This is a genomic window from Runella rosea (assembly GCF_003325355.1).
Taxonomy (GTDB): domain Bacteria; phylum Bacteroidota; class Bacteroidia; order Cytophagales; family Spirosomataceae; genus Runella; species Runella rosea.
Map to the genome: position 1 here is coordinate 4,974,364 of NZ_CP030850.1, position 26,255 is coordinate 5,000,618.

At 45.6% G+C, this 26,255-nt stretch carries 24 protein-coding genes; 15 read left to right on the top strand and 9 right to left on the bottom strand.

Going from position 1 to position 26,255, the window contains the following annotated elements:
* Positions 1–21 precede the first annotated feature (21 nt).
* From DR864_RS20650 to folB, 3 genes are all read left to right on the top strand, one after another.
* Positions 22–1,488, top strand: coding sequence for a M61 family metallopeptidase (locus DR864_RS20650; RefSeq protein WP_114068750.1), 1,467 nt, complete (start codon positions 22–24; stop codon positions 1,486–1,488).
* A gap of 75 nt (positions 1,489–1,563) precedes the next feature.
* On the top strand, positions 1,564–2,418 hold the full coding sequence (locus DR864_RS20655; RefSeq protein WP_114068751.1) for a DivIVA domain-containing protein: 855 nt from the start codon (positions 1,564–1,566) through the stop codon (positions 2,416–2,418).
* Between the two features lie 58 nt (positions 2,419–2,476).
* On the top strand, positions 2,477–2,827 hold the full coding sequence (gene folB, locus DR864_RS20660; protein WP_114068752.1) for a dihydroneopterin aldolase: 351 nt from the start codon (positions 2,477–2,479) through the stop codon (positions 2,825–2,827).
* A 25-nt stretch (positions 2,828–2,852) separates the two neighbouring features.
* Here the strand turns inward: folB and moaC are convergent, their stop codons facing one another.
* Complete coding sequence (gene moaC, locus DR864_RS20665) at positions 2,853–3,326, bottom strand: cyclic pyranopterin monophosphate synthase MoaC (RefSeq protein ID WP_114068753.1); 474 nt, start codon at positions 3,324–3,326, stop codon at positions 2,853–2,855.
* A 157-nt stretch (positions 3,327–3,483) separates the two neighbouring features.
* Between moaC and DR864_RS20670 the strand changes: the two genes are divergently transcribed.
* The 8 genes from DR864_RS20670 to DR864_RS20705 all read left to right on the top strand — a co-directional run bounded on the left by DR864_RS20670 (position 3,484) and on the right by DR864_RS20705 (position 12,015).
* Positions 3,484–4,362 carry an EboA domain-containing protein gene (locus tag DR864_RS20670; protein WP_114068754.1) on the top strand — a complete coding sequence of 293 codons (879 nt, stop codon included), beginning with the start codon at positions 3,484–3,486 and terminating at the stop codon, positions 4,360–4,362.
* Between the two features lie 61 nt (positions 4,363–4,423).
* Positions 4,424–5,365 (top strand): TatD family hydrolase, encoded by a 942-nt coding sequence (locus DR864_RS20675; protein WP_374755795.1) that lies wholly within the window; start codon positions 4,424–4,426, stop codon positions 5,363–5,365.
* Position 5,366: 1 nt separating this feature from the next.
* Positions 5,367–6,236 (top strand): UbiA-like protein EboC, encoded by an 870-nt coding sequence (gene eboC / locus DR864_RS20680; RefSeq protein WP_205319144.1) that lies wholly within the window; start codon positions 5,367–5,369, stop codon positions 6,234–6,236.
* A gap of 14 nt (positions 6,237–6,250) precedes the next feature.
* On the top strand, positions 6,251–7,417 hold the full coding sequence (locus DR864_RS20685; RefSeq protein WP_114068756.1) for a 3-dehydroquinate synthase: 1,167 nt from the start codon (positions 6,251–6,253) through the stop codon (positions 7,415–7,417).
* Between the two features lie 185 nt (positions 7,418–7,602).
* Positions 7,603–8,796 (top strand): metabolite traffic protein EboE, encoded by a 1,194-nt coding sequence (eboE, locus tag DR864_RS20690; protein WP_114068757.1) that lies wholly within the window; start codon positions 7,603–7,605, stop codon positions 8,794–8,796.
* A 19-nt stretch (positions 8,797–8,815) separates the two neighbouring features.
* Positions 8,816–10,183, top strand: a complete 1,368-nt coding sequence (locus DR864_RS20695) for an alkaline phosphatase family protein (RefSeq protein ID WP_114068758.1) — start codon at positions 8,816–8,818, stop codon at positions 10,181–10,183.
* Between the two features lie 33 nt (positions 10,184–10,216).
* The gene (locus DR864_RS20700) at positions 10,217–10,738 is read left to right on the top strand and encodes a Riean_0653 family protein (RefSeq protein WP_114068759.1); all 522 of its coding nucleotides are present in this window, start codon (positions 10,217–10,219) and stop codon (positions 10,736–10,738) included.
* Between the two features lie 140 nt (positions 10,739–10,878).
* Positions 10,879–12,015 (top strand): aspartate aminotransferase family protein, encoded by a 1,137-nt coding sequence (locus tag DR864_RS20705; RefSeq protein WP_114068760.1) that lies wholly within the window; start codon positions 10,879–10,881, stop codon positions 12,013–12,015.
* 70 nt (positions 12,016–12,085) lie between these two features.
* Here DR864_RS20705 and DR864_RS20710 read toward each other — a convergent pair whose 3' ends face one another.
* Positions 12,086–13,432: an NAD(P)/FAD-dependent oxidoreductase gene (locus DR864_RS20710; protein ID WP_114068761.1), complete on the bottom strand. Its 1,347-nt coding sequence runs from the start codon at positions 13,430–13,432 to the stop codon at positions 12,086–12,088.
* 47 nt (positions 13,433–13,479) lie between these two features.
* The gene (locus tag DR864_RS20715) at positions 13,480–14,079 is read right to left on the bottom strand and encodes a hypothetical protein (protein WP_114068762.1); all 600 of its coding nucleotides are present in this window, start codon (positions 14,077–14,079) and stop codon (positions 13,480–13,482) included.
* A 150-nt stretch (positions 14,080–14,229) separates the two neighbouring features.
* Between DR864_RS20715 and DR864_RS20720 the strand changes: the two genes are divergently transcribed.
* Genes DR864_RS20720 through DR864_RS20730 form a run of 3 tightly spaced genes read left to right on the top strand, consistent with a single transcriptional unit; the run spans position 14,230 to position 18,984 of the window.
* Positions 14,230–16,581, top strand: coding sequence for a TonB-dependent receptor (locus DR864_RS20720; RefSeq protein WP_114068763.1), 2,352 nt, complete (start codon positions 14,230–14,232; stop codon positions 16,579–16,581).
* Positions 16,582–16,631: 50 nt separating this feature from the next.
* Positions 16,632–17,681: a DUF4249 domain-containing protein gene (locus DR864_RS20725; RefSeq protein WP_114068764.1), complete on the top strand. Its 1,050-nt coding sequence runs from the start codon at positions 16,632–16,634 to the stop codon at positions 17,679–17,681.
* Positions 17,682–17,694: 13 nt separating this feature from the next.
* On the top strand, positions 17,695–18,984 hold the full coding sequence (locus DR864_RS20730) for a Kelch repeat-containing protein (protein ID WP_114068765.1): 1,290 nt from the start codon (positions 17,695–17,697) through the stop codon (positions 18,982–18,984).
* A 15-nt stretch (positions 18,985–18,999) separates the two neighbouring features.
* Here DR864_RS20730 and DR864_RS20735 read toward each other — a convergent pair whose 3' ends face one another.
* The 3 genes from DR864_RS20735 to DR864_RS20745 all read right to left on the bottom strand — a co-directional run bounded on the left by DR864_RS20735 (position 19,000) and on the right by DR864_RS20745 (position 21,809).
* A complete protein-coding gene (locus tag DR864_RS20735; protein WP_114068766.1) occupies positions 19,000–20,442 on the bottom strand; it encodes a BamA/TamA family outer membrane protein in 1,443 nt (480 codons plus the stop codon).
* A gap of 4 nt (positions 20,443–20,446) precedes the next feature.
* Entirely contained in the window at positions 20,447–20,818 is a 372-nt protein-coding gene (locus DR864_RS20740; RefSeq protein ID WP_114068767.1) for a type II toxin-antitoxin system VapC family toxin, read from the bottom strand.
* Positions 20,819–21,011: 193 nt separating this feature from the next.
* Positions 21,012–21,809: a M15 family metallopeptidase gene (locus DR864_RS20745; RefSeq protein ID WP_229599429.1), complete on the bottom strand. Its 798-nt coding sequence runs from the start codon at positions 21,807–21,809 to the stop codon at positions 21,012–21,014.
* Between the two features lie 107 nt (positions 21,810–21,916).
* On the opposite strand from DR864_RS20745, the gene DR864_RS20750 reads away from it, so the two are divergent.
* A complete protein-coding gene (locus DR864_RS20750) occupies positions 21,917–23,383 on the top strand; it encodes a Gfo/Idh/MocA family protein (protein ID WP_114068768.1) in 1,467 nt (488 codons plus the stop codon).
* A 78-nt stretch (positions 23,384–23,461) separates the two neighbouring features.
* Here DR864_RS20750 and DR864_RS20755 read toward each other — a convergent pair whose 3' ends face one another.
* From DR864_RS20755 to DR864_RS20765, 3 genes are all read right to left on the bottom strand, one after another.
* The gene (locus tag DR864_RS20755) at positions 23,462–24,526 is read right to left on the bottom strand and encodes a DUF4097 family beta strand repeat-containing protein (protein WP_162794009.1); all 1,065 of its coding nucleotides are present in this window, start codon (positions 24,524–24,526) and stop codon (positions 23,462–23,464) included.
* A 62-nt stretch (positions 24,527–24,588) separates the two neighbouring features.
* On the bottom strand, positions 24,589–25,497 hold the full coding sequence (locus tag DR864_RS20760; protein WP_114068770.1) for a HEAT repeat domain-containing protein: 909 nt from the start codon (positions 25,495–25,497) through the stop codon (positions 24,589–24,591).
* A 69-nt stretch (positions 25,498–25,566) separates the two neighbouring features.
* Entirely contained in the window at positions 25,567–26,085 is a 519-nt protein-coding gene (locus DR864_RS20765) for an RNA polymerase sigma factor (RefSeq protein WP_114068771.1), read from the bottom strand.
* Between the last annotated feature and the right edge of the window lie 170 nt (positions 26,086–26,255).

Here is a 26,255-nt window from a genome sequence, read left to right on the forward strand (position 1 = left end):
GTCGCTTTTGCCACTCCACGTATGCATTATCGCCTCTACTCCGAAAACCCCGAAAGCCGTTATATTGAAGTAGAGTGTCGTATCAAAACGGGTGAAACCGAAACCCTTGAAGTTCAGCTGCCTGCTTGGCGTCCGGGAAGGTATGAATTACAGAATTTTGCCAAAAATATTCAAAGATTCGGGGTTTTTGATAGTGCTGGAAATCCGCTTCTGTTCAAAAAAATAACCAAAGACCGCTGGCGGATTCAAACCCAGGGAGAAACTGATATCGTAATACGTTATAACTATTACAGCGCTGTTCTAAACGCTGGAAGTAGTTATGTAAGTGAGGAGTTTTGGTACGTCAACCCTGTTAATCTTTGTCTTTATACCGACAAAAATCTCCACGAACCCTGTATTTTGGAGTTGGTTATTCCAGCTAATTTTGTGGTTGCCTGTGGTCTAAAGCAGATTTCAGAACCTACCCAAGTTGGGGGAAAAACGCTGCTGGCGAAGGATTATTATGAGTTGGTGGACAGTCCTTTGCTGGCGTCGCCCACCATTCAAAGTCGCTCCTATAAAATTGACACGACTACGTTTTATGTTTGGATGCAGGGAAATATAAAGCCCGATTGGCACCGAATTTTAATGGATTTTGAAAAGTTTACCGCTGCCCAAGTCAGCACGATGGGCGATTTTCCTGAATCTGAATACCACTTTTTAAACCTGATTCTTTCCACTCCTTTTTATCACGGCGTAGAGCATCGGCATTCGACCATGATTGTATTAGGACCTGATGATGAAGGAGAAGGCTTATATACTGACTTATTGGGGGTAAGCTCACATGAACTGTTTCATGCCTGGAACATTATTCGGATACGACCACAGGAACTCTTACCGTATGATTTTACGAAAGAAAATTACTTCACCACCTGTTTTGTGGCGGAAGGGGTGACGACTTATTACGGAGATTTGTTTTTGCGACGTTCGGGTGTTTTTGATGATGTGGCCTATTACCGAGAACTTCAAGTATATATGAAGCGACATTTTGAAAACAACCGTGATGCGCAGCAATCCTTGGTGGAGTCGTCGTGGGATTTGTGGTTGGATGGATACGAAAAAGGAATTCCCAAGCGCAAAGTGTCGGTATATCATAAAGGCGCTTTGGCAGCGTTAATATTGGACATTACGATTCGTAAAAAACATCAGCACAAAAAATCTTTAGATGATGTAATGCGGTTGATGTGGCAACGTTTTGGCATACCATTTGTAGGATACTCGTTTGAAGATTATCAATCTGTGGTGGAAGAAGTGGCAGAGGAGTCTTTGGATTGGTATTGGAAAGATTGTATTTTGAGTAATATCCCTCTTGAAAATCACCTTAATCATGCTCTTTCGTGGGTAGGTCTCCAAATGGTTACGTTTAGTGACGGAACGGTACATTTGCAGGAATTGGAGAACGAAAGAGCTATTTTACAAAGAAATAAATGGTTAAATAGCGATGTTTAGCCAAAATATGAGCATATTAGTTCGTTTTTTATATATTTATCACTTATTCATTGGGATATAAAATCAAGTACACAAATGAAAATAACGCCGATTGAGATTCGCCAGCATACGTTTCAAAGAGTCTTACGTGGATATGACATGGAGGAGGTTGGGGCATTCTTAACGTCCCTTTCCAATGAGTGGGAGCGTGTATTGAACGAAAACAAGCTGCTGAAAATGCAATTGGAGATTGCGGAAAAAGATTTGAATAAGCTTCGTGAAGTGGAATTGACGATGTTCCGGATGCTCAAAACGGCAGAAGATACCAGTGCTCAAATGACCGAACAGGCCAAAGTGGCGGCTGAACAGTACATTGAAGATGCCCGTCAAAAAGGGGAAGAACTGGTAAACGACGCCCGCAAAAAGGCGAATATGTTGGTTGTTGATGCCGAAAATCAATCCAAATACGTACGTGAAGAAATCCTTGGGGAGTTTAAAAACCACGAGCGTGATTTCAAAGCCATGGAAAAATACCGGGATAATTTAATTGTTCAGTTAAAAGCCCTTGCCAACAATACCGTTGATAGTATCGAACGTTTTGAAAAGAAATTTTCACAGGCTACCGTTCAAGAAAAATTTGAGGATTTACGAATTCAGGTAAGCGATTCTCTTAAAGTTGGTGAAGAAGGCCAAAAAGCACGATTGGAATTGGAGAAAGCGGTAGAAGAGGTTGTGGAAGGTGAAACGCAAGAGACCGAAGAAGGCGTGGATGAAGTAGAAAATGAAATAACGGCCGAAGCGACGGAAGAAGTAACCGACGCGGCTGATGTGGCGGCGGTGGAAGAAACTAAGGAGGAGGAAGCCCCCGAAGAACCGTCAGAAGAAGAAAAACAGGCTGAAAAAGATAAAAAAATCAAGGAAGAAGGGTCGTTTTTTGACCAAATTGGGTAATTAAATACAGAAAAAAAACGGGTTACGTTTTTTCTAACCTTTAACTTTTAACCATACTTTGGGGACAGTTTCGCTCGAAGGAATCGAATTCTTCGCTTATCACGGCACTTCGGAAGAAGAGCAAAAAATAGGAAATAAATTTTCAATAGACGTAACCATCACGACCGACTTTATTGAAGCAGCCCGTTATGATCGCCTGAAAGGTACCGTAAATTATGAGGTTATATACCGGGTTGTGGCGCAGGTAATGCAAAAATCCAGTCGACTTTTGGAGCATATCGCCTACAATATTATTGATGAAATACGAAAGGCGTACCCGTCGGTAGAAACGATTGAAGTGAGTGTTTCGAAATTTAACCCTCCCGTGGGAGGAGTCTGTGCCCGGTCACGGATTACGCTGAAAGGATAAAGAGTAGAGACGCAAATGTGCATCTCTACGTCAAAAAGAAATCTCTTTTACCACCCGTTTTGGCAACGAGACGGGTTTCTTTTATGATAATGTGTTGGCTCATGGCTTTGCACATGTCATAAATGGTCAACGCCGCTACACTTGCACCCGTAAGGGCTTCCATTTCAATGCCCGTCTTACCCGTTACGCTTGCCGTGCAGATAATCTCTACTTCACGCGCATCGTTTACCGTAATATCCACTTGGCAGTTTTCTAATCCCAACGGGTGGCACAAAGGAATAAGTTCGCCCGTGCGTTTGGCAGCCATCACGCCCGCAATGACCGCCGTTTGAAAAACAGGGCCTTTTTTTGTGTGAATTTCGTCATTTTGTAGCAAATCCATGATTTCGTTGCCCAACACCACAATACTACGGGCTTTGGCAACGCGTTTGGTGACGGCTTTTTCCGATACATCCACCATACTTGGATTTCCTTCGGAATTTAAATGAGTAAGAGACATTGGTTCGTTTGTTTTAAATACAAAATACGTAAAGAATACGTTAACAGTGACTATTACTTTATCGTTATCTAATTTTAATCATTTTATGATTGCCCCCCGTTTACTACCATTGTACCTTTGTAACGAAAGTTAAAAGTAAAGTAACGCAAAAATCAGTATGTTAACTCAGATAAATAGTCTTCTTTGGGAACTCCTTAGCGCGCAGCTGACGACCTCAGAGGCGGATTGGCTGGCAGCGAAGGGAGAAGCTGAACCGTTGGAATTGATGACGGCTTTTGTGGCGGCGCCCCGCTTTTTGGCCAAACGCACGGTGAAGCCAACGGTGCAACAGACGATAGAATTAAACGAGATTCTACCTGGATTTTCGGTGGAAGATTGGGGTATTGTACGGCTGAGCCGCGTGTGGTTGTTGAGTTGTTTGGAGGCCGCCGATAAAGAAGAATATTGTCGTCACATTGAAACGCTTTTTGACACCGCCGAAATGAACGAGCTAGTGGCGCTCTACTCGGCGCTTCCAGTGTTGAATTACCCCGAAAAATGGCTTTTCAGAGCAACTGACGCTGTACGTTCCAACATGGGAGTAGTGTTTGATGCCATTGCCTTACGAAATCCGTATCCGACAAAATATTTTACAGAACTGGCTTGGAATCAGCTCGTACTCAAAACCATATTCAACGATAAACCTATTCATTTTATCGTAGGGTTGGACGAACGGGCCAACGAGAATTTGGCCCTTACACTTTCTGACTTTGCCCACGAACGCTGGGCGGCGGGCAGGATGGTAGCGCCACAGGTGTGGCGATTGGTGAGTAAATTTTTGAATGAAGAACTTCTCTCCGATATGGAGCATCTCTTTAAGTCACCTTCAATCCACGACCAGCAGGCGGCCGCTCTTACTTGCCATCATTCAGCGTATGAACCCGCGAAGCAATTGCTTGCCAATTACCCTGATTTGGAAAAAAATGTCCACCATAACCTATTGACTTGGACCCACCTTGAATTTATTGATCTTAATACTTATGTGCCTAACCGATAAAGATTTAACGCAGAATCCCTCCCACTTTGAGGAGACGGATGAGATTGTCACCCATCGCGATATGGGCTGGGACGATTACCGAGAACTGATTCGTGGAATGCGCTTTTTTGACCCGCATATTCACATGGTTTCCCGGACAACTGATGACTACGAAGCCATGCGTGATGCGGGCATCGTAGGATTGATTGAGCCCGCTTTTTGGGTAGGTCAACCCCGTACTGGACTTTCTACTTTTAAGGACTATTACAGCAGTTTGGTGGGCTGGGAGCGTTTTAGGTCGTCGCAGTTTGGGATTAAGCATTATTGTACCATTGGGCTCAATTCGCGTGAAGCCAACAACGAACCCCTGGCGGAGCAAGTGATGGAGATTTTGCCACTGTACTTATATAAAGAAGGCGTTGTGGGCGTGGGAGAAATTGGTTTTGACGACCAAACCGCCGCCGAAGAAAAATACTATCGTCTTCAGTTGGAGTTGGCAAAAAAAGCGAAACTGCCCGTACAAATCCATACCCCGCACCGCGACAAGAAAAAAGGAACGGAGCGAAGCATGGCTATTGCCCTCGAACACGGCCTTGACCCGTCGTGGGTGATTGTGGACCACAACAACGAAGAGACTGTAAAGAGCGTATTAGACCAAGGTTTTTGGGCGGCGTTTACCATTTATCCTTTTACCAAAATGGGCAACGAACGAATGGTAAAAGTAGTGGAACATTATGGACCGAATCAAATCATGGTTAATTCGGCCGCTGATTGGGGGATTTCTGACCCGCTGGCGATTCCTAAAACCGCCGCTTTGATGAAAATGCGTGGCATTCCAGACGAAACCATTCGACTCGTAACCTACCAAAATGCGATTGATGCCTTTGCCAAAAGTGGCCAAATTGACGTAAGTGATTTTGAAAATGGCCTCAATGTAGACCAAAGTGAGAAGTTTAACGGGAATACCATTTTACGCGGTGGTCAGCAACCCCGCGTTGCCAAAGATTCTTTAGTAATTCGATAACGTGAGCGTGATAAAACCATACCTGCAACTTACCCGCCCCGCCAATATCATCACGGCCATTGCTGATATATTGGCTGGAATGGCCATTGCTCAATTTACGTTTGGAGCAAGTCCCGCGTATTGGTTGGTACTTTCTACCGTGGGTCTATACGGTGGTGGGGTGGTGATGAATGATGTATTTGACGCTCAACTGGATGCCATTGAGCGTCCAGAGCGGCCCATTCCAAGCGGTAAAGTGCCCTTGCGCTCGGCGGCTTTTATGGGTCTTTCGTTGTTGGTTTTAGGGGTAGTTTCGGCAGTACTTTTCAGTACATTGAGCGGGGTAATCGCCCTTGTAGTGGCACTATTGGCCATTTTATACGACCGTTATGCCAAGCACAGTGCAGTCTTTGGGCCATTGACGATGGGATTTTGCCGGGGTGGGAATCTACTTTTGGGCATAAGCGCCGTTAGTCCGTCGTTGTCCGAATGGGGGTGGTTGGCGTTGGTGCCGATTGCCTACATTGGCGCCATTACACTCATAAGTCAGGACGAAGTTCACGGTGGCAAGCGCCGTTCGCTTTATATTGCGGCATCTCTCTATACCACGGTTCATGCCATTCAGTTTTTGGTGGCGGTCAATGAAGGAAACGGGACAATGGCGTTGTTGCTCATTGTGCTGCATGCCCTGATGGTAGGGCGTCCTTTGTGGAATGCGTTCCAAAATCCGATTGGGCCCAACATTGGAAAAGCGGTAAAAGCGGGTGTACTTTCTCTTATTGTAATGAATGCTGCCTGGTGCATTGCCTTTGGGAACTGGCCCGTGGCACTTGGTGTTCTTTTATTACTTCCATTATCCATACTGTTAGCCCGTATATTTGCGGTAACCTAGCGAATTTTAAACTTATGCAGACCCTACAACAATCATTTCAGGTTCCTTATACCTATTCCATTTTTTTTACCAAAGGACTGTTTGACCCACAGAATAATACAATAAGGAGCTTTTTTAATTCCTTTGGTGAGGCTGGTTTTCAACGTAAAGCACTTTTTGTGATTGACGGTGGCTTTTTGGCGTATTATCCTACGCTTGAAAAAGAGATTGCTGCTTATTTTGCTACGCTGGGAGATGCGGTAAAATTAGTGCCTGACATCATCGTGCTGCCCGGTGGAGAAGCTGCCAAAAATGACCCAGCCTTATTTGATAAAATTGTAGAAGCCATTGACGAATACGGCATTGACCGTCATTCGTTTGTCATTGGCGTAGGCGGAGGGGCGATTTTGGATTTAGTGGGCTACGCCGCTGCCGTATCGCACCGTGGGGTGAAGCACATTCGGATTCCGACCACCGTTCTTTCGCAAAACGACTCGGGCGTTGGGGTGAAAAACGGGATTAATTACCAAGGAAAGAAAAACTTTTTGGGGACGTTTGCGCCGCCCGTAGCGGTTTTTAACGACCTTTCTTTTTTGCAAAGCCTCGACGACCGTGATTGGCGCTCGGGGATTGCCGAAGCTATAAAAGTGGCTTTAATCAAAGATAAAGCCTTTTTTGAGTGGATAGAGGCCAATGCCGAGGCCCTTGCCCACCGCAATGAAGAGGTGATGGCTTATCAGATTCACCGTTGTGCCGAAATGCACGTTGAGCATATTCGTAGCGGCGATCCGTTTGAGTTTGGCTCGTCGCGTCCGTTGGATTTTGGACACTGGGCGGCGCATAAACTGGAATATCTCACTGATTTTCAGATTCGCCATGGCGAAGCAGTTGCCATTGGAATTGCCTTAGACAGCGTGTATTCAGTCAAAGTGGGGAGATTGAGCCACGACGAATTGCAACGAATTTTGAATGTTATTCAAAAACTCGGCTTTGATTTGTACCACCCTAAACTCGCCGAAAATGACAAAATCAACCTTCGCAATGGCCTGCGGGAATTTCGGGAGCATTTGGGCGGCCGCCTAACCATCATGCTGCTCGACCGAATCGGTAAAGGTGTGGAAGTCCACGAAATGGACGCCGACCTCATTGCCGAAGCCGTAGATTATTTGGAAGGGCATTATTCGAGTTTGTTGATGAGTTAATGCGCTCATTAGCAGTAATTTTTGAAATAATTATTGGAAAGCCGGCACATACTTTTATTGCTTAAAAATTACTTTGTCACCCTGTAAGGGCCTTGAGGCGCTAATGGGGTGACAAAGTAATTTTTGACCAGCCGTCACTTTATTGATGATATCGGTATTCCAAACCATTTCCTACATAAACCAATATGCAAACCCCACACGGACACCTCACTTATTGTAGCAATATTCACCCTGGCGAACGTTGGGATGAGCATTTTAAGACTTTACAGGATAACCTGCCGTTTATTAAAAATCAACTTTCGTCCAATGCGCCTTTTGCTTTAGGTTTGCGCCTGGCCAACGATGCCTCTATTGAACTCACCAATCCTGAGCGACTGGCAGAATTCAAAGCATGGTTGGCCGCTAATGATATTTATGTATTCACAATGAACGGTTTTCCCTACGGAGGCTTTCACGCCACGCGGGTAAAAGACGATGTACATACGCCCGATTGGACGACTACAGACCGCACCGAATACACCAAACGCCTCTTTAAAATTTTAGTACAACTGTTGCCCGATGGCATGGAGGGTGGTGTTTCTACCTCTCCGTTGTCGTACCGATATTGGTGGCAGGGCGAAGAAGAGACCCAGCAAGCTATCAAAATTGCCACCGAAAATATTCTTCAAGTGGCCGAAACTTTGATAGAACTTCGCCGTACTACGGGTAAGGTAATGCACCTCGACATTGAACCCGAGCCTGATGGGATTTTGGAAAACGGACAGGAATTTATCGACTGGTACGCCGATTATTTTTTACCGAAGGGCATCGCTCATTTGCAAGAAACCCACGGTTTTTCGCCCGAAGATGCCAAAGAAGCGCTGCTGACGCATATTCAGCTGTGCTACGACGTCTGCCATTTTGCGGTGAGCTATGAAGAGCCACAAACCATTGTCAATCAATTGAATGAATTGGGTATCCGCGTCGGAAAAATCCAAATCAGTTCGGCCATTAAAATTGATTTACGAGGAAACAGAGAGGAAAAATTAAAAGCGATTCAGTCGTTTGACGAGCCTGTGTATTTGCACCAGGTGGTTGCCAAAAACATAGACGGCACTTTTCAGAAATACCGCGATTTACCAGAAGCTTTAGCGGCAGATACCAATCAACAAACAGAGTGGCGTATTCACTTTCACGTACCGCTATTTATTGAATCGTATGGCTTACTTGATTCTACCCAAGGTGACATCGTAAACACCCTCAACGTACAACAAGCCACGCCTTTTACGCAGCATTTGGAAGTAGAAACCTATACGTGGGGTGTATTGCCCGCCGATATGCAAAAGCAAATCGGTGAGTCGATTGTGCGGGAATTGGAGTGGGTGCGTGGGCAATTGTAGTTTATTAGATTTTAAAAACATGCAAAAAACCGTCGTCATAGATATTGTAGGGTTGAGTGCCAACCTGTTGGGAGAACATACTCCTTTTTTGAGTAAATACGTTAAGGGTCGTCATATTACGCCTATTAAACCCGTTTTGCCTGCCGTTACGACCACATCTCAAAGTTGCTATGTAACGGGAAAATGGCCTTCAGAACACGGTATTGTGGCCAACGGCTGGTACGACCGCGACGACGCCGAAGTAAAGTTTTGGAAGCAGTCCAATAAACTCGTGAAAGCCGATAAGATTTGGGACGCGGCCAAAAAGCAAGACCCGTCGTTTACCTGCTCCAAAATGTTTTGGTGGTACAACATGTATTCTACTGCCGATTATTCCGTTACGCCTCGCCCCCAATACCACGCCGATGGCGTGAAAGCACCTGATTGCTACGCCTATCCTGCAAGTCTGCGTGATGAATTGCAGAAGGATTTAGGACAATTTCCGTTGTTTAACTTTTGGGGCCCCAACGCCAACATCAAATCAACGAAGTGGATTGCCGATGCGTCGATGTGGGTGGACAACAAACATAACCCTACGCTTACGCTCATTTATCTGCCGCATTTGGACTATTGTTTACAAAAATTCGGCCCTGATTTCTCCAAAATTAGCAAAGAATTAAACGAAATAGACCAGATTGTGGAGGAGTTGGTGCGGTTTTACGAAGCCAAAAACACCAAAATTATCTTACTTTCGGAGTATGGCATCAACGCTGTTAATCGGCCCGTTCACATCAATCGGATTTTGCGTGAAGAAGGCTTGATTGCGGTTCGTACCGAACGTTGGTACGAACTTTTGGATGCTGGCGCTTCCAAAGCCTTTGCCACTGCCGACCATCAGATTGCGCACATTTACCTAAACGACCCATCGGTAAAAGAGCAAGTGAAAAAGCGGCTGGAACAGACGCCGGGTATCGAAATGGTGTTGGACGAAGCAGGCAAAAAGGCCCATCATCTCGACCACGAACGTTCGGGCGATTTGGTTGCGGTAGCTGCTCCTGACAGTTGGTTTACTTATTATTACTGGTTCGACGACGCCAAAGCCCCCGATTATGCGCATTTGGTCGATATTCACCGCAAGCCCGGTTATGACCCCGTCGAGATGTTTATGGATCCTAAAAATCCATTTATTAAATTGCGGGCAGGTTATAAGCTGGGGCGCAAGTTGCTGGGTTTTAGATATTTAATGGATGTTATCCCCTTGGATGCTACCTTGGTCAAAGGCTCGCATGGGGGCATCAGCGCACCCAAAGAATTTTACCCGATTTGCGTCACTGATCAACCGTTACCCAAAAAAGAATTGGAAGCGGTGGAGGTGTATGATGTGATTTGGGAGCATTTGGTTTCTTGAAAAGGAGTGCATCAACTTTTATCCACTACCTTTATGAGGCATTTCCTCAAATCTTTGATACTGATTGTAGGGGGATTGTTTATTGCCATTAGCTGTAAGCCTAAAGAAGACCTCCTGCCTGCACCCACTACAGAAGGGCTCAATACATTTGGTTGTAAAATCAATGGCAAGGTTTGGATAGCCAACGGCATTCGTAATGACCAAGGGCCCGCTGCCAAGGCCATAGATGTAGAATTCAGGGAATTGAGTGCTACTACTTTCTATTTGTTCATTCACACCAATGCAAGCACCAAAGACCGCGTTCAACTATCCCTTCCCAAAGGTGTGGTGGGCATCAATCTATTGGAATATCGATACGACGAACCTTTTGCCATTTATTATGACAACAGTTTTAGGCTTTTTACATCAAAATCAGGAAAAGTAGTCATCACTCGATTGGATACGGTCAATCGGATTGTGTCAGGAACATTTGAATTTGAAGGAGAATACATTGTTACTAAAGAAAAAGTGAAGATTACAGAAGGGCGGTTCGACATCAATATGAATAAGCTGTAATCAGGTCTTTTCTTAAATGGTAAGTAACATCTCCAAGACGCTTAGCGGGCCAAGGGTTAAGTTCCCACAAATCAAATGACCTAATCCACCGCATTCTCCTCCAGATTAGGTATCTTTGCGAAATTTTTTTTCGTTTTAGTATCATGAATCTGTTTAACGTTTATCCGATTTACGACATCGAACCCGTCCGGGCGCAAGGCTCCTGGCTCTGGGACAGCAAAGGCGAGAAATACCTCGACCTTTACGGCGGCCACGCCGTGATTTCTGTGGGTCATTGCCACCCGCATTACGTCGAAAAAATGACGGAACAGTTGCGACGAATTAATTTCTATTCCAACTCCGTCAGGATACCGTTACAGGATGAACTCGCCCAAAAACTCGGCGAATTGTCGGGCTGCCCAGATTATACACTCTTTTTGTGTAATTCAGGGGCCGAAGCCAACGAAAATGCGCTCAAATTGGCGTCGTTTTACAATGGTGGTAAAAAAGTAGTGGCATTTACAAAAGCATTCCACGGACGTACGGCGGGTGCGGTAGCCATTACCGACAACCCTTCTATTGTGGCGCCCGTAAACTACAATGCGCACGTTACATTTTTACCATTCAACGATGCCGAGGCCGTTCGTCAACACGATATGACGGATGTTTGTGCGGTGATTGTGGAAGGTATTCAGGGAGTAGGAGGGATTCAGGTGGCGTCGGAAGAATTCCTACGCGCCATTCGTGAGAAATGCGATGAGACCAACACCACGTTCATCCTAGACAGTGTGCAGTGCGGCTACGGACGTTCGGGTAAATTTTTCTCCAATCAACATTACCCAAATCTCCAAGCTGACCTTTACACCACGGCCAAAGGCATGGGCAATGGTTTCCCGATTGCGGGCGTTTTGATTTCACCCAAGTTTCAGGCCAAATACGGAATGCTCGGCACAACGTTTGGCGGAAACCACCTCGCGTGCGCCGCTGGAATCGCGGTATTGGACATTATGAAAGATGAAAATCTGATGAATAATGCCACGGAAGTAGGAGAATATTTAATGAAAAGCCTGACCGAAATCGGTGGATATAAAGAACTACGCGGCCGTGGATTGATGATTGGAATTGAATATGACTTTCCCGTAGAAGATTTACGGAATAAGTTACTCTTTGATTATAAGCTATTTACGGGCGTGGCTGGCAAAAACACCATTCGTCTGTTGCCTTCTTTGGCCGTAACAAAAGCAGAAGTGGATTTATTCTTAGAAGCATTAAGCAAAGAAGTACGGGTAACGGCGTAGGCCTTCTTTAGAATCATACTTAGTGCAGGATTCCCTCATCCTGCACTTTTTTTTTGCAGTTGCTGAGCGATTATAATGAGAGTGAGGGCAACTCATACTTTTCAAAAAATTCGGGGTCGAAGTTGGCCTGTTGGAAGTTTTTGAGAACGTAGTCAATCGTTTTCTTTTCCTTAATCCAAGCCTCACAAACGGCATGGCGGAGTCGGGTGCCTAAGGCGTTGAAACCCGTTACGGCTTCGCCTTCAATGCGATAGTTGATGCGTATTGCTACTTCTTTGTCGGGATGTTGCCAATAAAAAGTGTTGATTCCTTCGGGTAATTTCGACGGTACATCCCCGTAGGTTTGGTACTCAAGGTCAAAAAATTTGGCTGAGTTGAAAAATACGCCTGGCCGGTAAGCGGTGCGTTTGCCGCAAATCGTTTGCGCTACGGTTTCACCCATGATACGCCCCGTATACCAGATTTGTTCAATCGGTTTTCTGCGTTCCAAAGGCGTTTGGTGCTCCACGCAATCGCCGATGGCGTACACGTCGGGTAGATTTGTTTCGAGGTATTCGTTGACAATAATCCCCCGCTTAATTTTCAGCGGAGAAGACCCCGAAGCAAGGAATGACACATTGGGAGTCACCCCAATCGTGAGCCCTACCAATTGACATTCAATGGTTTCTCCTTTATTGGTTTCTACGCCCTCAACCCGTTTTTGCCCTTTAATTTCCTTTATTTCGGTATTGAAGCGCAAGTCAAGGCCGTGTTTTTGCAAATGTTGCGTCACTAGCGCCGACTCTTCGTTGGGAAGAACGCCATTCCAATAGCTTTTTTCGCGTACCAATATCGTGACGGGAATGTGACGAGTGTGCAGCATTTCAGCCAACTCTACTCCAATCAATCCGCCGCCTGCAATCACCGCTTTTGTGAGATTAGGCGTATTTTTTTCCAGTAATTCTAAATCCTGATAGCTATACAATCCCTGAATCCCTTCCAATGCACGGCCTTCCCAATCTCCCATTCTTGGCACCGAACCCGTGGCTAAAATGAGTTTATCGTAGGTCAGTTCAGCAGAACTGATGACTTGCTGGGTAGTTTGTTTGGGCGCAACTTTTGTCATCCGTTCCCACAGTGAAGGTTTGTAATTGACTTGATAACTATCGGGAGAAAGGTGGATTGATTTTTTGCCAAAATCAATACTTTCAACGGTGCCGCGTACTAACTCAATGCGGTTTTTAGCCCAAAACCAATCTTCGTAGGGTTTGAGATGCTCGTATTTTTGGTGCCCCATGTACACGTACATCAGCGCCGTACGGGAAAAAAAATGGTCGGTTTCTTTCGAAATAACTGTGATTCTGGCGTCACTGTTTTTGCGAATATGCCGCGCTGCCGTAATTCCCGCAATACCGTTGCCGACGATGATAATGTGCATAAATGTAGAAGTTAAAAGCCGCCGCTTTAGGGTATGAAAAGCAAAAATTACATCGGCATTGTTTTCATCCCTTTTGTTCCGATGCTCAATCTTAATCCAAAATCTTTTCCCTTACTCACATCTTCCAATTTTACCATTCTGCCGCCTTTGTCTTTCCAGAAAGCGCCTTTGCCTTGCTTTTTATCAATGACATATTTACCAGATAAATAAGTCTCAAACTGCGTCCAAAGCCCCTTGACAGAAGTGGCATCGTTGAGGTACACATCGACGCGAATACCATTGAGCAATTGATTTTTATCCAGATAATACATCACATCAATCGCCTCAAAATTTTCGGTTTCGTACGTGAACCCGACGTGGTCTGTGCTGTCTTCAAACAATTCAAATGACTCCAACTCCTTGATTTTGCTGATGGGGTCACCAAACTTCACCCCGCGAAAATCACCTCCTGGTTTCCCCAAAACCGTCCGCAACAGTTCTGATTGGCTGGTATTGGGAACATTCGTTGTTGGACCAGACAAAGAATCTACGGCTGGCTTTTCGGTCTCCCCTGCCTGCTGATTCTTCGTGTCGCATGAGCATATCCAGACAACACTGATGGCTATCAAAAATGTAAAACAAATTTGTTTTGTAAAATTTACTTTCATTGGTTAGAGATATGATACTAATGCGAAAGTAACATATTTACGGAGTTCGTCGCAATTAATGGTTTTTTTAAAACTTAAAATGAAAAATTTTTTATAAAATATTCTATTTTTGGAGGAGAAGAACGCCCCCATAAGCGATTCTCTTAACCTATGAAACACCATTTTACTGCTTTCTTCCTGATTGCTTCTTTGTTATGTATCTACGAAGTGAAGGGTCAAATTCGATTATTTGGACAAATAATTAACAAAACAACCCAGAAACCCATCAGCGGAGCATCCATCCAAATGCTTAATTCCAACGTCGGTACTACCTCCGACAGCAGCGGAAATTATACCCTGACGGTGCCTTCTACGGGCTTCAATCTACGGGCTACGGCCGTGGGGTATTATCCCAAAATGCGTTATTTTGAACCTAAAAAAGATACCCGTTATGTATTTGAATTGGCCGAAGAATTTAAGCAACTGGACGAAGTAACGGTCAAAACCAACCGAGAAGATGCCAATGTTTCAAGCATCGAAATGAGTACGCTGAAACTGGATACCAAGAGCCTACGGCGTATACCGGTGGTATTTGGCGAAGCGGATATTATCAAAGCGCTTTTGCTTCAGCCGGGGGTATCAACGGTGGGTGAAGGGGCGGCGGGTTTCAACGTGCGAGGTGGGCGTACCGACCAAAATTTGGTGCTTTTGGACGAAATGCCACTGTTTAGTACGTCGCATTTGTTGGGTTTTTTTACCAACGTAAATCCTGATGTTGTGCAGGATGTTACGCTGTATAAAGCGGGGATTCCCGCCCAATACGGCGGGCGACTTTCGTCAATGATGAACATAAACCTCAAAAATGGGAATCCCAATAAAATCAATTATCAGGCAGGCGCAGGTAACGTCAGCGCACGATTGGTAGCCGAAGGGCCGTTGGGCAAAAAACTTACATTTATCCTTGGAGGACGCATTGCCTATCCCAATTGGATGATTAAAAAATTTCCTGATAATATCCGCAACAGTCGGGCTTTTTTCTACGACTTGAATGCTAAACTTCGCTATCAAATCGGCAAAAATCAGCAACTCACGCTGTCTACGTACTTGAATCACGATGATTTTAAGTTTCCCGATGACACGGTGTATAGCTGGAATGCCAAGGCGGCTTCGTTGCAGTGGAATGCGCAATTAAACGACCGACTTTCTCTCAGTGCCGCCGCTGTTTATAGCGATTATGCCTTCCAGATGGAAGGCGTCAAAGAATTTTATCGGTTTCGATTTCAGTCGGGAATTACGCACAAGGAGTTAAAAACGAATTTAATTTTTGCACCGTCTGAAGCCCACCGACTCGACGCGGGCGCAAGCATGATACGATACGATGTTGCCCCAGGTGATCGTACTCGGGTTGACGATGAGAGCAACATCAATCCCAAAGCCATTGCCAACGAGCAAGCCTACGAGTATAGCGCCTATGTTAGTGAGGAGTGGAACGCCGCGCGTTGGATTACCGTTCAGGCTGGATTGCGCTACGCGGCCTTTGCGTTGGTGGGCCCCAAGACGGTGTATAATTACGAAGCGGGCGTACCGCGCGCACCAGAAACGGCTACCGAAAGTACGAAGTACAGTTTTGGACAAAAAATTCAATCTTACGGCGGTTTTGAGCCACGCGTTTCGTTGCGAATCGGGTTGAGTAAAATGCATTCTATCAAATTGAGCTACAACCGTACGCGTCAATATTTGCACCTTATCACCAATACAACGGCTATTTCTCCCGCTGATTTTTGGAAATTGAGTGACAATTATCTGCCGCCTCAGGTAGCCGACCAGTATGCGGCTGGGTATTACCTCAACCTGAAAGACAATGTGTACGAGTTTTCGGTAGAAGGCTATTACAAAAACATCAGCTCCTTATTGGAAGCTAAAAATGGGGCCATTTTGTTGCTTAATCCCCAACTCGAAACGGCGCTTATTACCGCCCGTGGGCTGGCTTACGGCGTAGAATTGAGCGCAAAAAAGAACAAAGGTCAATTTACAGGACAGGTCAATTATACCTACGCCCGCACCTTTATCCAATCGCTCAGTACGTTTGCGTTGGAGCAGATTAATCAGGGCAATTGGTTTCCCGCCAATTATGACAAACCGCACATTCTCAACGTAGCCGCTAATCTCACGCTAGGGCGTGGTTGGTCGATGTCGTCCAATTTTACGTACAATACTGGCCGCCCTGCCATTTATCCCGATGGCAATTACAGCGTAGCGGGCTATCCGTTGATTAACTATTCGCGTCGTAACGCCGACCGAATTCCTGATTATCACCGCCTCGATTGGGCTATTACCAAGAATACCCGGCAGAATAAAGAACAATTGCGCTATAGTACTTGGGTGTTTTCGTTGTACAATGTTTACGGACGGGAGAATCCTTACTCGGTCTATTTTGCTCGATTCAACCGCATAACGAGGGCCTATCAATTGGCGGTGTTTGGGAGCATTGTCCCCGCGTTATCGTGGAACTATAATTTTTAGTGATTGCAGGCAATTAAAGCCTCCATTCTCTTTCATAACTATCTTCAGGCATGAGATTTATCAAAAATATACCTAGAAAATTCATTTCGGCAATCCTTCTCTCGGGGTTGCTCGTTTCGTGTATTCGCGAAATTGACCTTGCCCTGCGCGTCGAAAATCCCGTTTTGGTGGTAGATGGAATGATTACGGATGAAATGCCGCCTTACAACGTCAAGCTCACTTATACGGGCGTATATGAAGCTTCCAATCGCATCAACGAAAATCAGGCTGTTAGCGGTGCTCGTGTTACCATTAGTGATGACCAAGGCCTGAAAACGCAATTGGAGCAGGTACTGGAAGAGCCCGGAAAGTACCAAACGAACGACCCGCAATACTGGGGTCGGGTGGGGCGTTCGTACACGCTTACGGTGGAGCTTCCCAACGGAGAAGTGTATGAGTCAAGCCCTGAAAAATTAATGGCAGTGCCCGAAATTGATAAATTGTACAGTGAGTTTACCGAAAATGGTAGCGGAGACCAGCGCGTGGGATACAACGTCTTTATGGATACGAAAGATCCCAAAGATGCTCCCAATTATTACCGTTGGCAGGCCATTGGCTACAGGATGCGTTTGGCGACAGGAGTGCTTAATCCTTTTTCGGGGGCGATGGAAAACAAACAGTGTTGGCAATCATTTAAGAAAGAAACAATAGATATCGAAACCGACGTTGATTTTGATGGAAATACTATACAGAAACGGCTGATGCTTTACAGTCCTGCCTATTCCAACGGGCAATATTTAATCGAAGTGAGCCAGATGTCGCTGTCACGCGAGGTATATCAATTTTGGCGACGTATGAACGAACAATTGACGCGCACGGGCAGCATTTTCGATCCGTTACCGAGTCCAGTTGAAGGAAATATTTCACTCAAAACAAACCCCAACAAATTGGCGTTAGGGTATTTTGGTGCTTCGGCTGTTTCCAAAAAACGCCTCATTATTTTTGAAACCGACGAGGCCAAGCGGCAACGCATAGAAGTATCATCTCAGCCTTTTATTCCAACTGGAGGATGCACGAATATTTTTTCAGGCACCACTCCATTCAAACCAAGCGGTTGGTAAAAACATCTCCACCATGAAAACATTCTCGGTATTTTATTGGACAATTCTCGTGGGGCTGGCATTTGCGTGTGAGCCTGCGCTTATCAATGAAGAGACTCCCCCGCTTGAAACCCTCAAACTGCTGTCCGTGACGCCCGATTTTGCCAAAAATTCTGTTACCATTCAGGGCCAAATTTCGGTAAATACGGACGTTGAATTTGGGATAGTCTACGGCACCGTCGCGCAACCCACCGTGGGTGGTCAGCAGGTGCCGCTTCAATCGAGCGGTACAACATTGTCGGGAACCATCAGCAACTTGAAGCCTGGGCAACGGTATTATTTTCGGTTGTATTCCAAAAAAGGTTCGGATGTGCGGTACAGCAACGAACGCAACGTGGTGTTGAATGCGGGGTGGCGGCAACTGGCTTCGCTCAAATTTGACGGCCAACCGCTACCCTACGGATGGATGGGCGAGTCATATGGAGGGGTAGGTATTTCTGTTTTTACGCGAACGAATCTGGCTTCCGAAAGCACTGGGCAGCAGTGGAACTACTTTGGGAGTGGTGAATGGCAGGTCAATCGAAGCGGGACAACATCGTTGCCAGCACGTTATAACCCCATTTATTTGCCTTATTCTGACCAAACTACGTATTTTTTTGGCGGTGGCTATTATTATTCGCCCGAACCAAGCCCCACGTACACATATCAAAAGTTTTTTGACGATTACCGCGACGGCGCAGCTCTCGACTATCCCGGCGACGATGTGCCTACGGTACAATTTGCCATTGGTGTTAATCTGCCCGATTTGTATGTGCTCGAAGTGGGCAATCAATACCGGCTCTGGAAGTACCAAAATCGTACAACACCAACGGGCTGGGATTTGGTCTCTGGCGCAGAATTCCCCAAAAAATCTCTAAAAAAGTTGTTGGCTTTTACGGCGGGAGAAAAAGGGTTTATTCTTTCCGAAGACGATGGAAGCCTATGGGCGTTTGACCCGAATAAGAATCAATGGACTGCCCGGAAAAATACGCCCTTCAAAGGCCGTCAGCGTGGCTCGGCGATTTCGATGACCAAAGGTGGCGTGTATGGATTAGGTATCGACGTGAAAACGGGAGAAGGTTACCGCGATTTGTGGCTCTACGACGACAAAGCTGATACCTGGAGCTACCTGACCGACTATCCGGGCGAAGGAAGTGCCAACGTAACGGCCGTGGGGCGTAACAACCGCGTTGGTTTTATGATGGGTTACCGCGCCACCACCACCGCCATCGGCACCGCTGAATTTAGCGTAGCGAAAGATGCGTGGGTGTATGAGGTGAAGTAAAAACCCAAAAAGGAGTTAAAACTCCCGGCCAAACGAAAAATAAGGCCGTGCTTCTCCGAGGTGATTGATGGAGTAATTGAGGTGGCCTACAAAATTGTACCAAGATACGAAGTCGATGCCGATGCCTCCACCTGCCAAAAGGCGATTGGCTAACTTACTGTTGTTAAGCTCTGGGTATTGGTTACGAGAATACCCGAAGTCGGCGTAGATATTGGGATAAATCGCCAACGGAAAAGTATTGAACTGTCGAAACTTGATGAGCTTGCTCAGGTTGAAGGTCCGATTGAGCAATTGATACCGAAGATTGGTCTTTGCGTATCCAAAATGTTGACCATCAATTACATATAACTCATACCCTCTTACCAAGTCGCCGCCGTAGCCTAAGCCGCGAATCTGTAAAAAGGGTTGCTTTCCCGGTGTTGAAAATTTAGCTTTGGTCTGGTAACTAAAAAAAAGCTTTTTGGCCAAAGGAACGTACTGCCCGAAGCTAAGCGTAGCTTCAGATAAGTGGACGTCATCCTTGGGTAAGATGCCCGATTGACTAATATTAAAGCCGTAGTAAAATCCTTTCAGGGCGTATTGCCCACGGTCGCGGCGGTCATAGAAGTGCGAATAGGAAAGTTGAAGGTAATTTTGACGTTTGATGCCGTTGAGGAAATAATTCGGGTTGAGGCGCGCGATGGTGTCGGTGACGGAAGTAATGGAATATTGGGCGCTAAACGAGTGATGGCCGTAAAATTTGGGCCGGTGGGTAATGGTAAGGTACGGTACAATTCGCTCGCGGGTGCGACTTTCGCTGCCCAAAAACATCAATTTATCCTGATTGGTACGGTAAGCCAAAGTGCGATTTGTAATCCGTAATATACCAATGGTCAAGCCCATTCGTTGCTTTTTGTCGAGATAAGGCGTTGAATAGTAAATATCTAAACGGGGAATAAAACCAAACTCCGCCCGCAGTCGCAGGCGATCGTTGTTGCCGGTCAGGTTTTGGTGCAGGGCATAAACGCCGTAAATGGTTCGGCTAAAATCTCGGTCGCGTTCGTACCACCATTCATTAAAGTTGCGGTCGGCCAATTGAAATACTGGAAACGCCAGCATGTACCATTGCTCTTTCACAATGACGTCAAGGTCAATCTCTTTTAGATTCCCGATACGCTTGCCGTCGGCGGTAATGTACACGAGTTGAGTGGTATCAACTACGGGTTTTTGTTTCAATTCGACCGTTACAAATAGGTTGGTATTCAGGATTTTACGGCGGTCATATTCGAGCAACGAATCCAGTTTCTGTCGTGTAAGCGTATCGCCAGCGCGTACGTCCATCTCGCGTCGAATGATGCGTTCACGGGTGCGAAAATTGCCCGTAAAGTTTACTTGGCGCACCACAATTTTTGCAGTAGTATCCGCAGGAGGTTCAAAAAATGATAGCCAAAAATTAGTAAAAAAAGCGAGAAGGAGCATGTATCTATATTTTCTCTAAATAAAGAAAGTTCAATTCTTTAATAATAGAGAACCCTTTATCCGAACTGATAAAAGGAAGCCCTACTTCTATTGCTGTAGCTGCAATAATGGCATCAGGCAACTTAATTTTGTATCTCTGACGAATCCAAATACAACGGTCTTTGATATTTGGGTTCATGTCAATAATAAAACACTCATCATGAAGTTTTCGGAGTAGTGTTTTTTCAGTTTTCGAAAGACTGAATTTCCCTAAAAGCTCTATTTCTGTAACGTACGAAATAGCAAAATGATAATCTAGAAAAGGTTCAACTATACTGGTCCCCTCGTGTACATAAATCAAAAAATTAGTGTCGGCCAAAAAATCAATCCCATTCATTTCTGATTTTCTTTTGATAATCTAACCCGTCGATCTGTCTTTTTAACGCCCCAAAATGCTTTCTTAAACCTTTGGAGGGCATTTCTGTTTTTACCTTCCTTATGATTTCTTCAATCTTTTTGCCAGAAGTATTGTTTTTGATTACCACTGTCATAGTACGAAGGCTTTTTACAAAAATAACAGGAATTTTAGTTTACTCAATAAATCCATACGTTGCCTTAGCACGCTCTCTCGACATGGCATTGTAGTGCCACCATTCGGTCTGAATAGACGTGTAGCCGGCTTTTATCATCACGCGTCGGAGCAATTTACGATTTTCTAATTGTTGCTTGGTGAGCTTGCCCGCTTTAAGCATGGCGGCTTCGCGGCGTGGCTCGGCCAGTTCCCCAAAAAAATCAAAAATGGTGCCCATGTCTAGCGGTTGGCCTTTTTCATCGGCAATGGTCAGGTCGACGGCGCAGCCAAAATTATGGATGGAGCCGCGCGCGGGGTCGGCCACAAAATCTTCGCGACGGTTATATGGCAAGTGACTCATGCGTTTCCAAAAAATCTTGGTCACACTCCGTGGCCGGGCACCGTCGTAGACCAAAAGTGTATAGTTGGGCTTTTCTTGTTTCAGAAACTTATTGGCTTTTACCAGTTTTTCGGCGGCCATGGGTTGCAGGTATGCCCGCTCCAAATCGCCGTAAACATCTTCTTTGATAAAATTATCGGTGGTAGAGTACTTCAATTCTACTTTGAGGGTAGGGTCCAATTTCTGAACATCTACCAAGCCACGGTCAATGAATTTTCGTTCAAAGGCGCCTATTTTCGTTTGACCATAACCAGTCACGCCCAGCGTCATAAGGACCCCAGCGATAATCATTTTAGGTATCATATACTTCTTTATCACTACGCTCAACGAATCTTTAACGCCAAACAATAGCCCAACGGTGTTATAACGGCGTATTTCTTTTGTCGTGGCTTTTTTCGGAAAGTCAAAAATAAGCATTGTTTATTCATATTTTTTAAAAAACCATTTCATACAACGGTAGCTACTCCGCTGAGCCTGCTTTTGTATTCGTCTGTTCGTAGTTTAAAACAAACCTTTAACAAGAGATGAAATTCAAACCAAAAGACATGACGGTATCGCGCCGGGACTTTGTCCAGAAAAGTGCGATGGCCGTGGGTAGTTTTTTTATTGTTCCTCGCCACGTATTAGGGAAGGGCTTTACGGCTCCTTCTGACAAATTGAATTTGGCCGCTATTGGTGCGGGAGGAAAAGGAACCAGTGATATTTTTAATGCGTCCAACAACGGCGTTAATAACGTAACGGCTCTTTGTGATGTAGACTACAAGCAAGCCGCCAAGTCCATTGAGCGTTTTCCAAACGCTGCAAAATACAAAGATTGGCGGGTAATGTTTGAAAAGGAAGGGAAAAACATTGACGCGGTCACTATTTCAACCCCCGACCACAACCACGCGGTCATTGCAATGGCGGCCATGCAATTGGGCAAACACGTTTATGTACAAAAACCCCTTACGCACAATATCTACGAAGCACGTATGCTTACCGAGGCAGCACGTAAGTACAAGGTGGTTTCACAAATGGGGAACCAGGGAGCGTCAAACCCCGCTCAGCTTCAAATGGTTGAGTGGTTCAATAAAGGTTTGGTAGGCCCTGTACACACGGTACAGATTTGGACGAACCGCCCTGTATGGCCACAGGGAATCCCTACGCCCTCGGGCAAGCCCGATATGCCTGAAGGCATTGCTTGGGAACAATGGGTAGGTCCAGCCCAGTGGGTAGATTATCACCCCGGCTACCATCCGTTCAAATGGCGCGGCTGGTGGAATTTTGGAACAGGAGCATTGGGTGACATCGGTTGCCACACCATTGATACTCCTTTCCGGGTATTAGGGCTTAATTATCCCACCGAAGTGGAATGCAGTATAGGCGCGGTCTTTATCAAAGACTGGCAGCCGGAATATATTCCAGAAGGTTGTCCGCCGTCGTCGTCGGTTGAGATTAAGTTCCCAGCTACTGCTAAGAACAAAACCGAAATGAAGATGATATGGATGGACGGCGGATTGCGGCCTTTCCACCCCGATTGGATTCCAGCAAGTGAGCCGCTCAGCACCGATGGCAACGGAGCAAACGGCGTGCTTATGATCGGGTCAAAAGGAATTATTGCCTGCGATATGTACGGTAATAACCCTAAGATTTATATGAAAAACGGGGATAAAGTCGTAATGGCCAAAGACAGCAAGTATGCAGCACCGGTCAATCTGCCAGAGTATGGCCATCAAATCCACTGGACCGAGGCGTGCAAGGCAGGATTCGGCAGCGACAAGCACAAAGGCTTAACATCGTCGTTTGATTACTCTGGACCGCTAACCGAAACCGTCTTAATGGGTAACTTAGCGATCCGCAGCTATATGCTCCGCAAGGCGCAAGGCAATGGTTTTGATTATTATGGCCGCAAAAAACTCTTGTGGAACGGCACAGATATGAAGATTACTAACTTCGAAGATGCCAACCAATTTGTGTCACGTCCTTACCGCGACGGCTGGAAATTAGTCTAAACGATTGGGAGATAAACCAGAAGAGCCGCAAAACTTTGCGGCTCTTTTTTTATAATTATCCTTAAATGCTGGGATGTTTTATTTCTTTTTGCGCAGATACACATTGCCGTGGGTAGTGCGGATAGAAATTTTGGTTTGTGGGTCATTGAGGACGTATTTGGGGGCGTTGCGGTCGCTGTCCCAGAATTTATATTGTCCATCCGAGAAGGAGTAGTAGGTTGCGTTTTGGCCAGCTATAACAACATTGTCATCTCCGCCGTACGTTCTGATTCCGACCACATTGGGAGCCGAAGCACTACCACGAATGGTTGCGGCTCCGCTAGTCGTACCTTGTATTGGTTGACCAACGACTACTGTTGGTTCGCCGTTTGACTTCCACGCGTTAGTGGCCATTTCTCGGTCCATTTGGGCTTTTTTTGCGATTTCACGCACATTCTCGGCTGTTTTCTTCTCTTCTTCTAAGGTTTTAGGATCAGGGGTGTAAGGTTTTAAATCCAAGTCGGTAAACATGTTGCCTTCGGAAGAACTGATGCTGAACAATACCTTTGCTTTCTCCGAAACCGTCACGTCGATATTATCGCCGTAACTGACAATGGAAGACGGCTTTTCGGGCATTTTTTCGTCGTAAACCACTTTAATTTTGCCCTGACTGGAATTGGCTACAATCGGTCCGGTGACGTCAGTAAGCGTGATATCTTCGTAATTGGTGTTGACCTCAATGCTCCCTTCCATACCTGAAATAGACATCCCCAATTCGTTGCAAGAGCAAGAGTTGCGCTTTTTTACTACCAATGATAATTCTTGCGGAATTTTAATTTTATAACTGGCTTTTCCTTTCATCACCACGTTGATTTTAAGCACATCGCCGTTGGCATTGGCCGTCAAACCAAGGTTTGTATTGTCTACGCCTCCCGCCGACAACGGGCGCAGGCCGTCGGCTTCTTTGGGTACATCGGGTACATTTTGGGCTTCAATGATGATTTCGTCACCTTTATATCCTTCAATATCAAGTTGTTTGGCGTCGATGTCCATAATTACCCGTTTATTGGCCCCGTTAAACTTGGTCTTGAAAGTTTTGGTGTCTTGGGCAAAAGTGATGTTGGCAATGGCCAACGTACACACGAAAAGCATGAATTTATGCATGGCTTTATGAGAAGTTATTTAGTTTTGAATTGAGTGATTTTGGGGCAATAGGTATGCGTACTTTAATCAGCAATCATGGCCAGTTCTCCGATACCGCTTCCGGCCAAAAGCCGCACGGACCTGTCCACTTTTTCGTCTTTTTGGAGTTGTTCAAAGATGGGCAAACTTTCTTTTACGCGCATTCGCACTAGTGTTTCAATGAGTGTTGTTTGCTCAGTAGGCTCAGATGTTTGGGTAAGTTGGTTGACCAATACTTTTTTCACTTCGTCGGTTTGTTTAAACCGCTCCAGTGTTTCGATGGTGGAGAGGCGCACGTTCAAACTTTCATCCTCTCGTAGGGTTTTGATCAAGGCTTGAATAACAGCAGGTTTAGGGTTGTTGAGCGCCGCTGCATAATTAAGCCCCTTGAGTCGTTCTGAAGCCGATTGGTCTTTCAAAAGGCTTAAAATCACCAGTTCCTGCGTCATTTTCATTTCCCGTCGTAGCGTCGCAATTTGTTGGGAAATCGTTTCTTCTTTGGGCTTTTTCTTGGGTTGGTTGGTTAAATTGACCGTCTCTGCTACGGTTTCGGGTAATGATTGTTGGCGGTCAATGGATTTCGGAACGGGTGGCCTGGCGGTGATGGTGCGGTATTCAATTTGGGTAGGGGCACTTTGTCGACCGAGCCAAAAGGTAATCGCCACACCCGCTACGGCGGCAGCATACTTCAGGTACGTGAGCCACGGCTGAGGTTTGAGCGCCACAATCGTAGTTTCAAGCATTTTTTCACCTTGCAGCGAACGATAGAACAGGGCATCCATTTCGTCATCAGTTTCTGCTTCGGCGTTTTGGAGGTCCTGCCAAACGCGCCTCAACTCTTCTACCTCTTTCCGCAAAACGGGGTCGGAAGTAAGTCGCTGCTCAAACACAATCCGTTCTGCCTCGGAAAGATGTCCCATCAGGTAGTCCGTTATGATTTGTTCGTTTAACATCGTCTTTTCACTTTTGGTAATCGTTATAGAAGTTTTGAGAAATGATCGATTTTATTTCTCTCCTCTTTGCTATTCACTGCTTACGTTAAAATATAAATCCCGTAATTTCTGCATGGCCCTGAACACCCGTACTTTCACATTGGCGACCGACAGACCCAGCGTTTGACCGATTTCTTCGTAACTCATATTTTGAAACCGGCTCAACAACAGCACTTCGCGGTATTGGTCGGGCAACTGGGCCAGCGCGTTATGCAAATACTGATGCTGCTCTTCGGTTTCGTCATACGACTCGCCCATGTCCGGAACATCGGCAAGGTCGGAGTACGTCGGGTTTTGTTTGAGGTAATCAAAAAAAACATTTCGGGCAATCTCCAACACCCACGTACGAAACGAGGCGCCTTCACGATACGTATGCCGATACCGCAACATGCGCAGAAATACCTGTTGGGTCAAATCCCGGGCATTTTCACGGTCGCTTTGTCGGTAAAGGAAGAAGTTCAGCAACGACTTTTTGTAGCGTTCGTACAAGATGGCCGCCTTGTCTAAATCTCCTTGGCTTACGGCATACATGGCCTGTTCGTCGGTCATGGGCTGTTTGGGTTTTCGTAAAGAGATTACTGAACGAGGGAGGAAAGGTTACACTGTGGGAATAGAAAAATAATAAACTGAAGGAAGTAAAATGTAAAGATGTTGGTATACAGTGGTTTATAACCGTATTTTTTTCTGAAATATAAATAAAAATACCCGCTCTCGAAAAT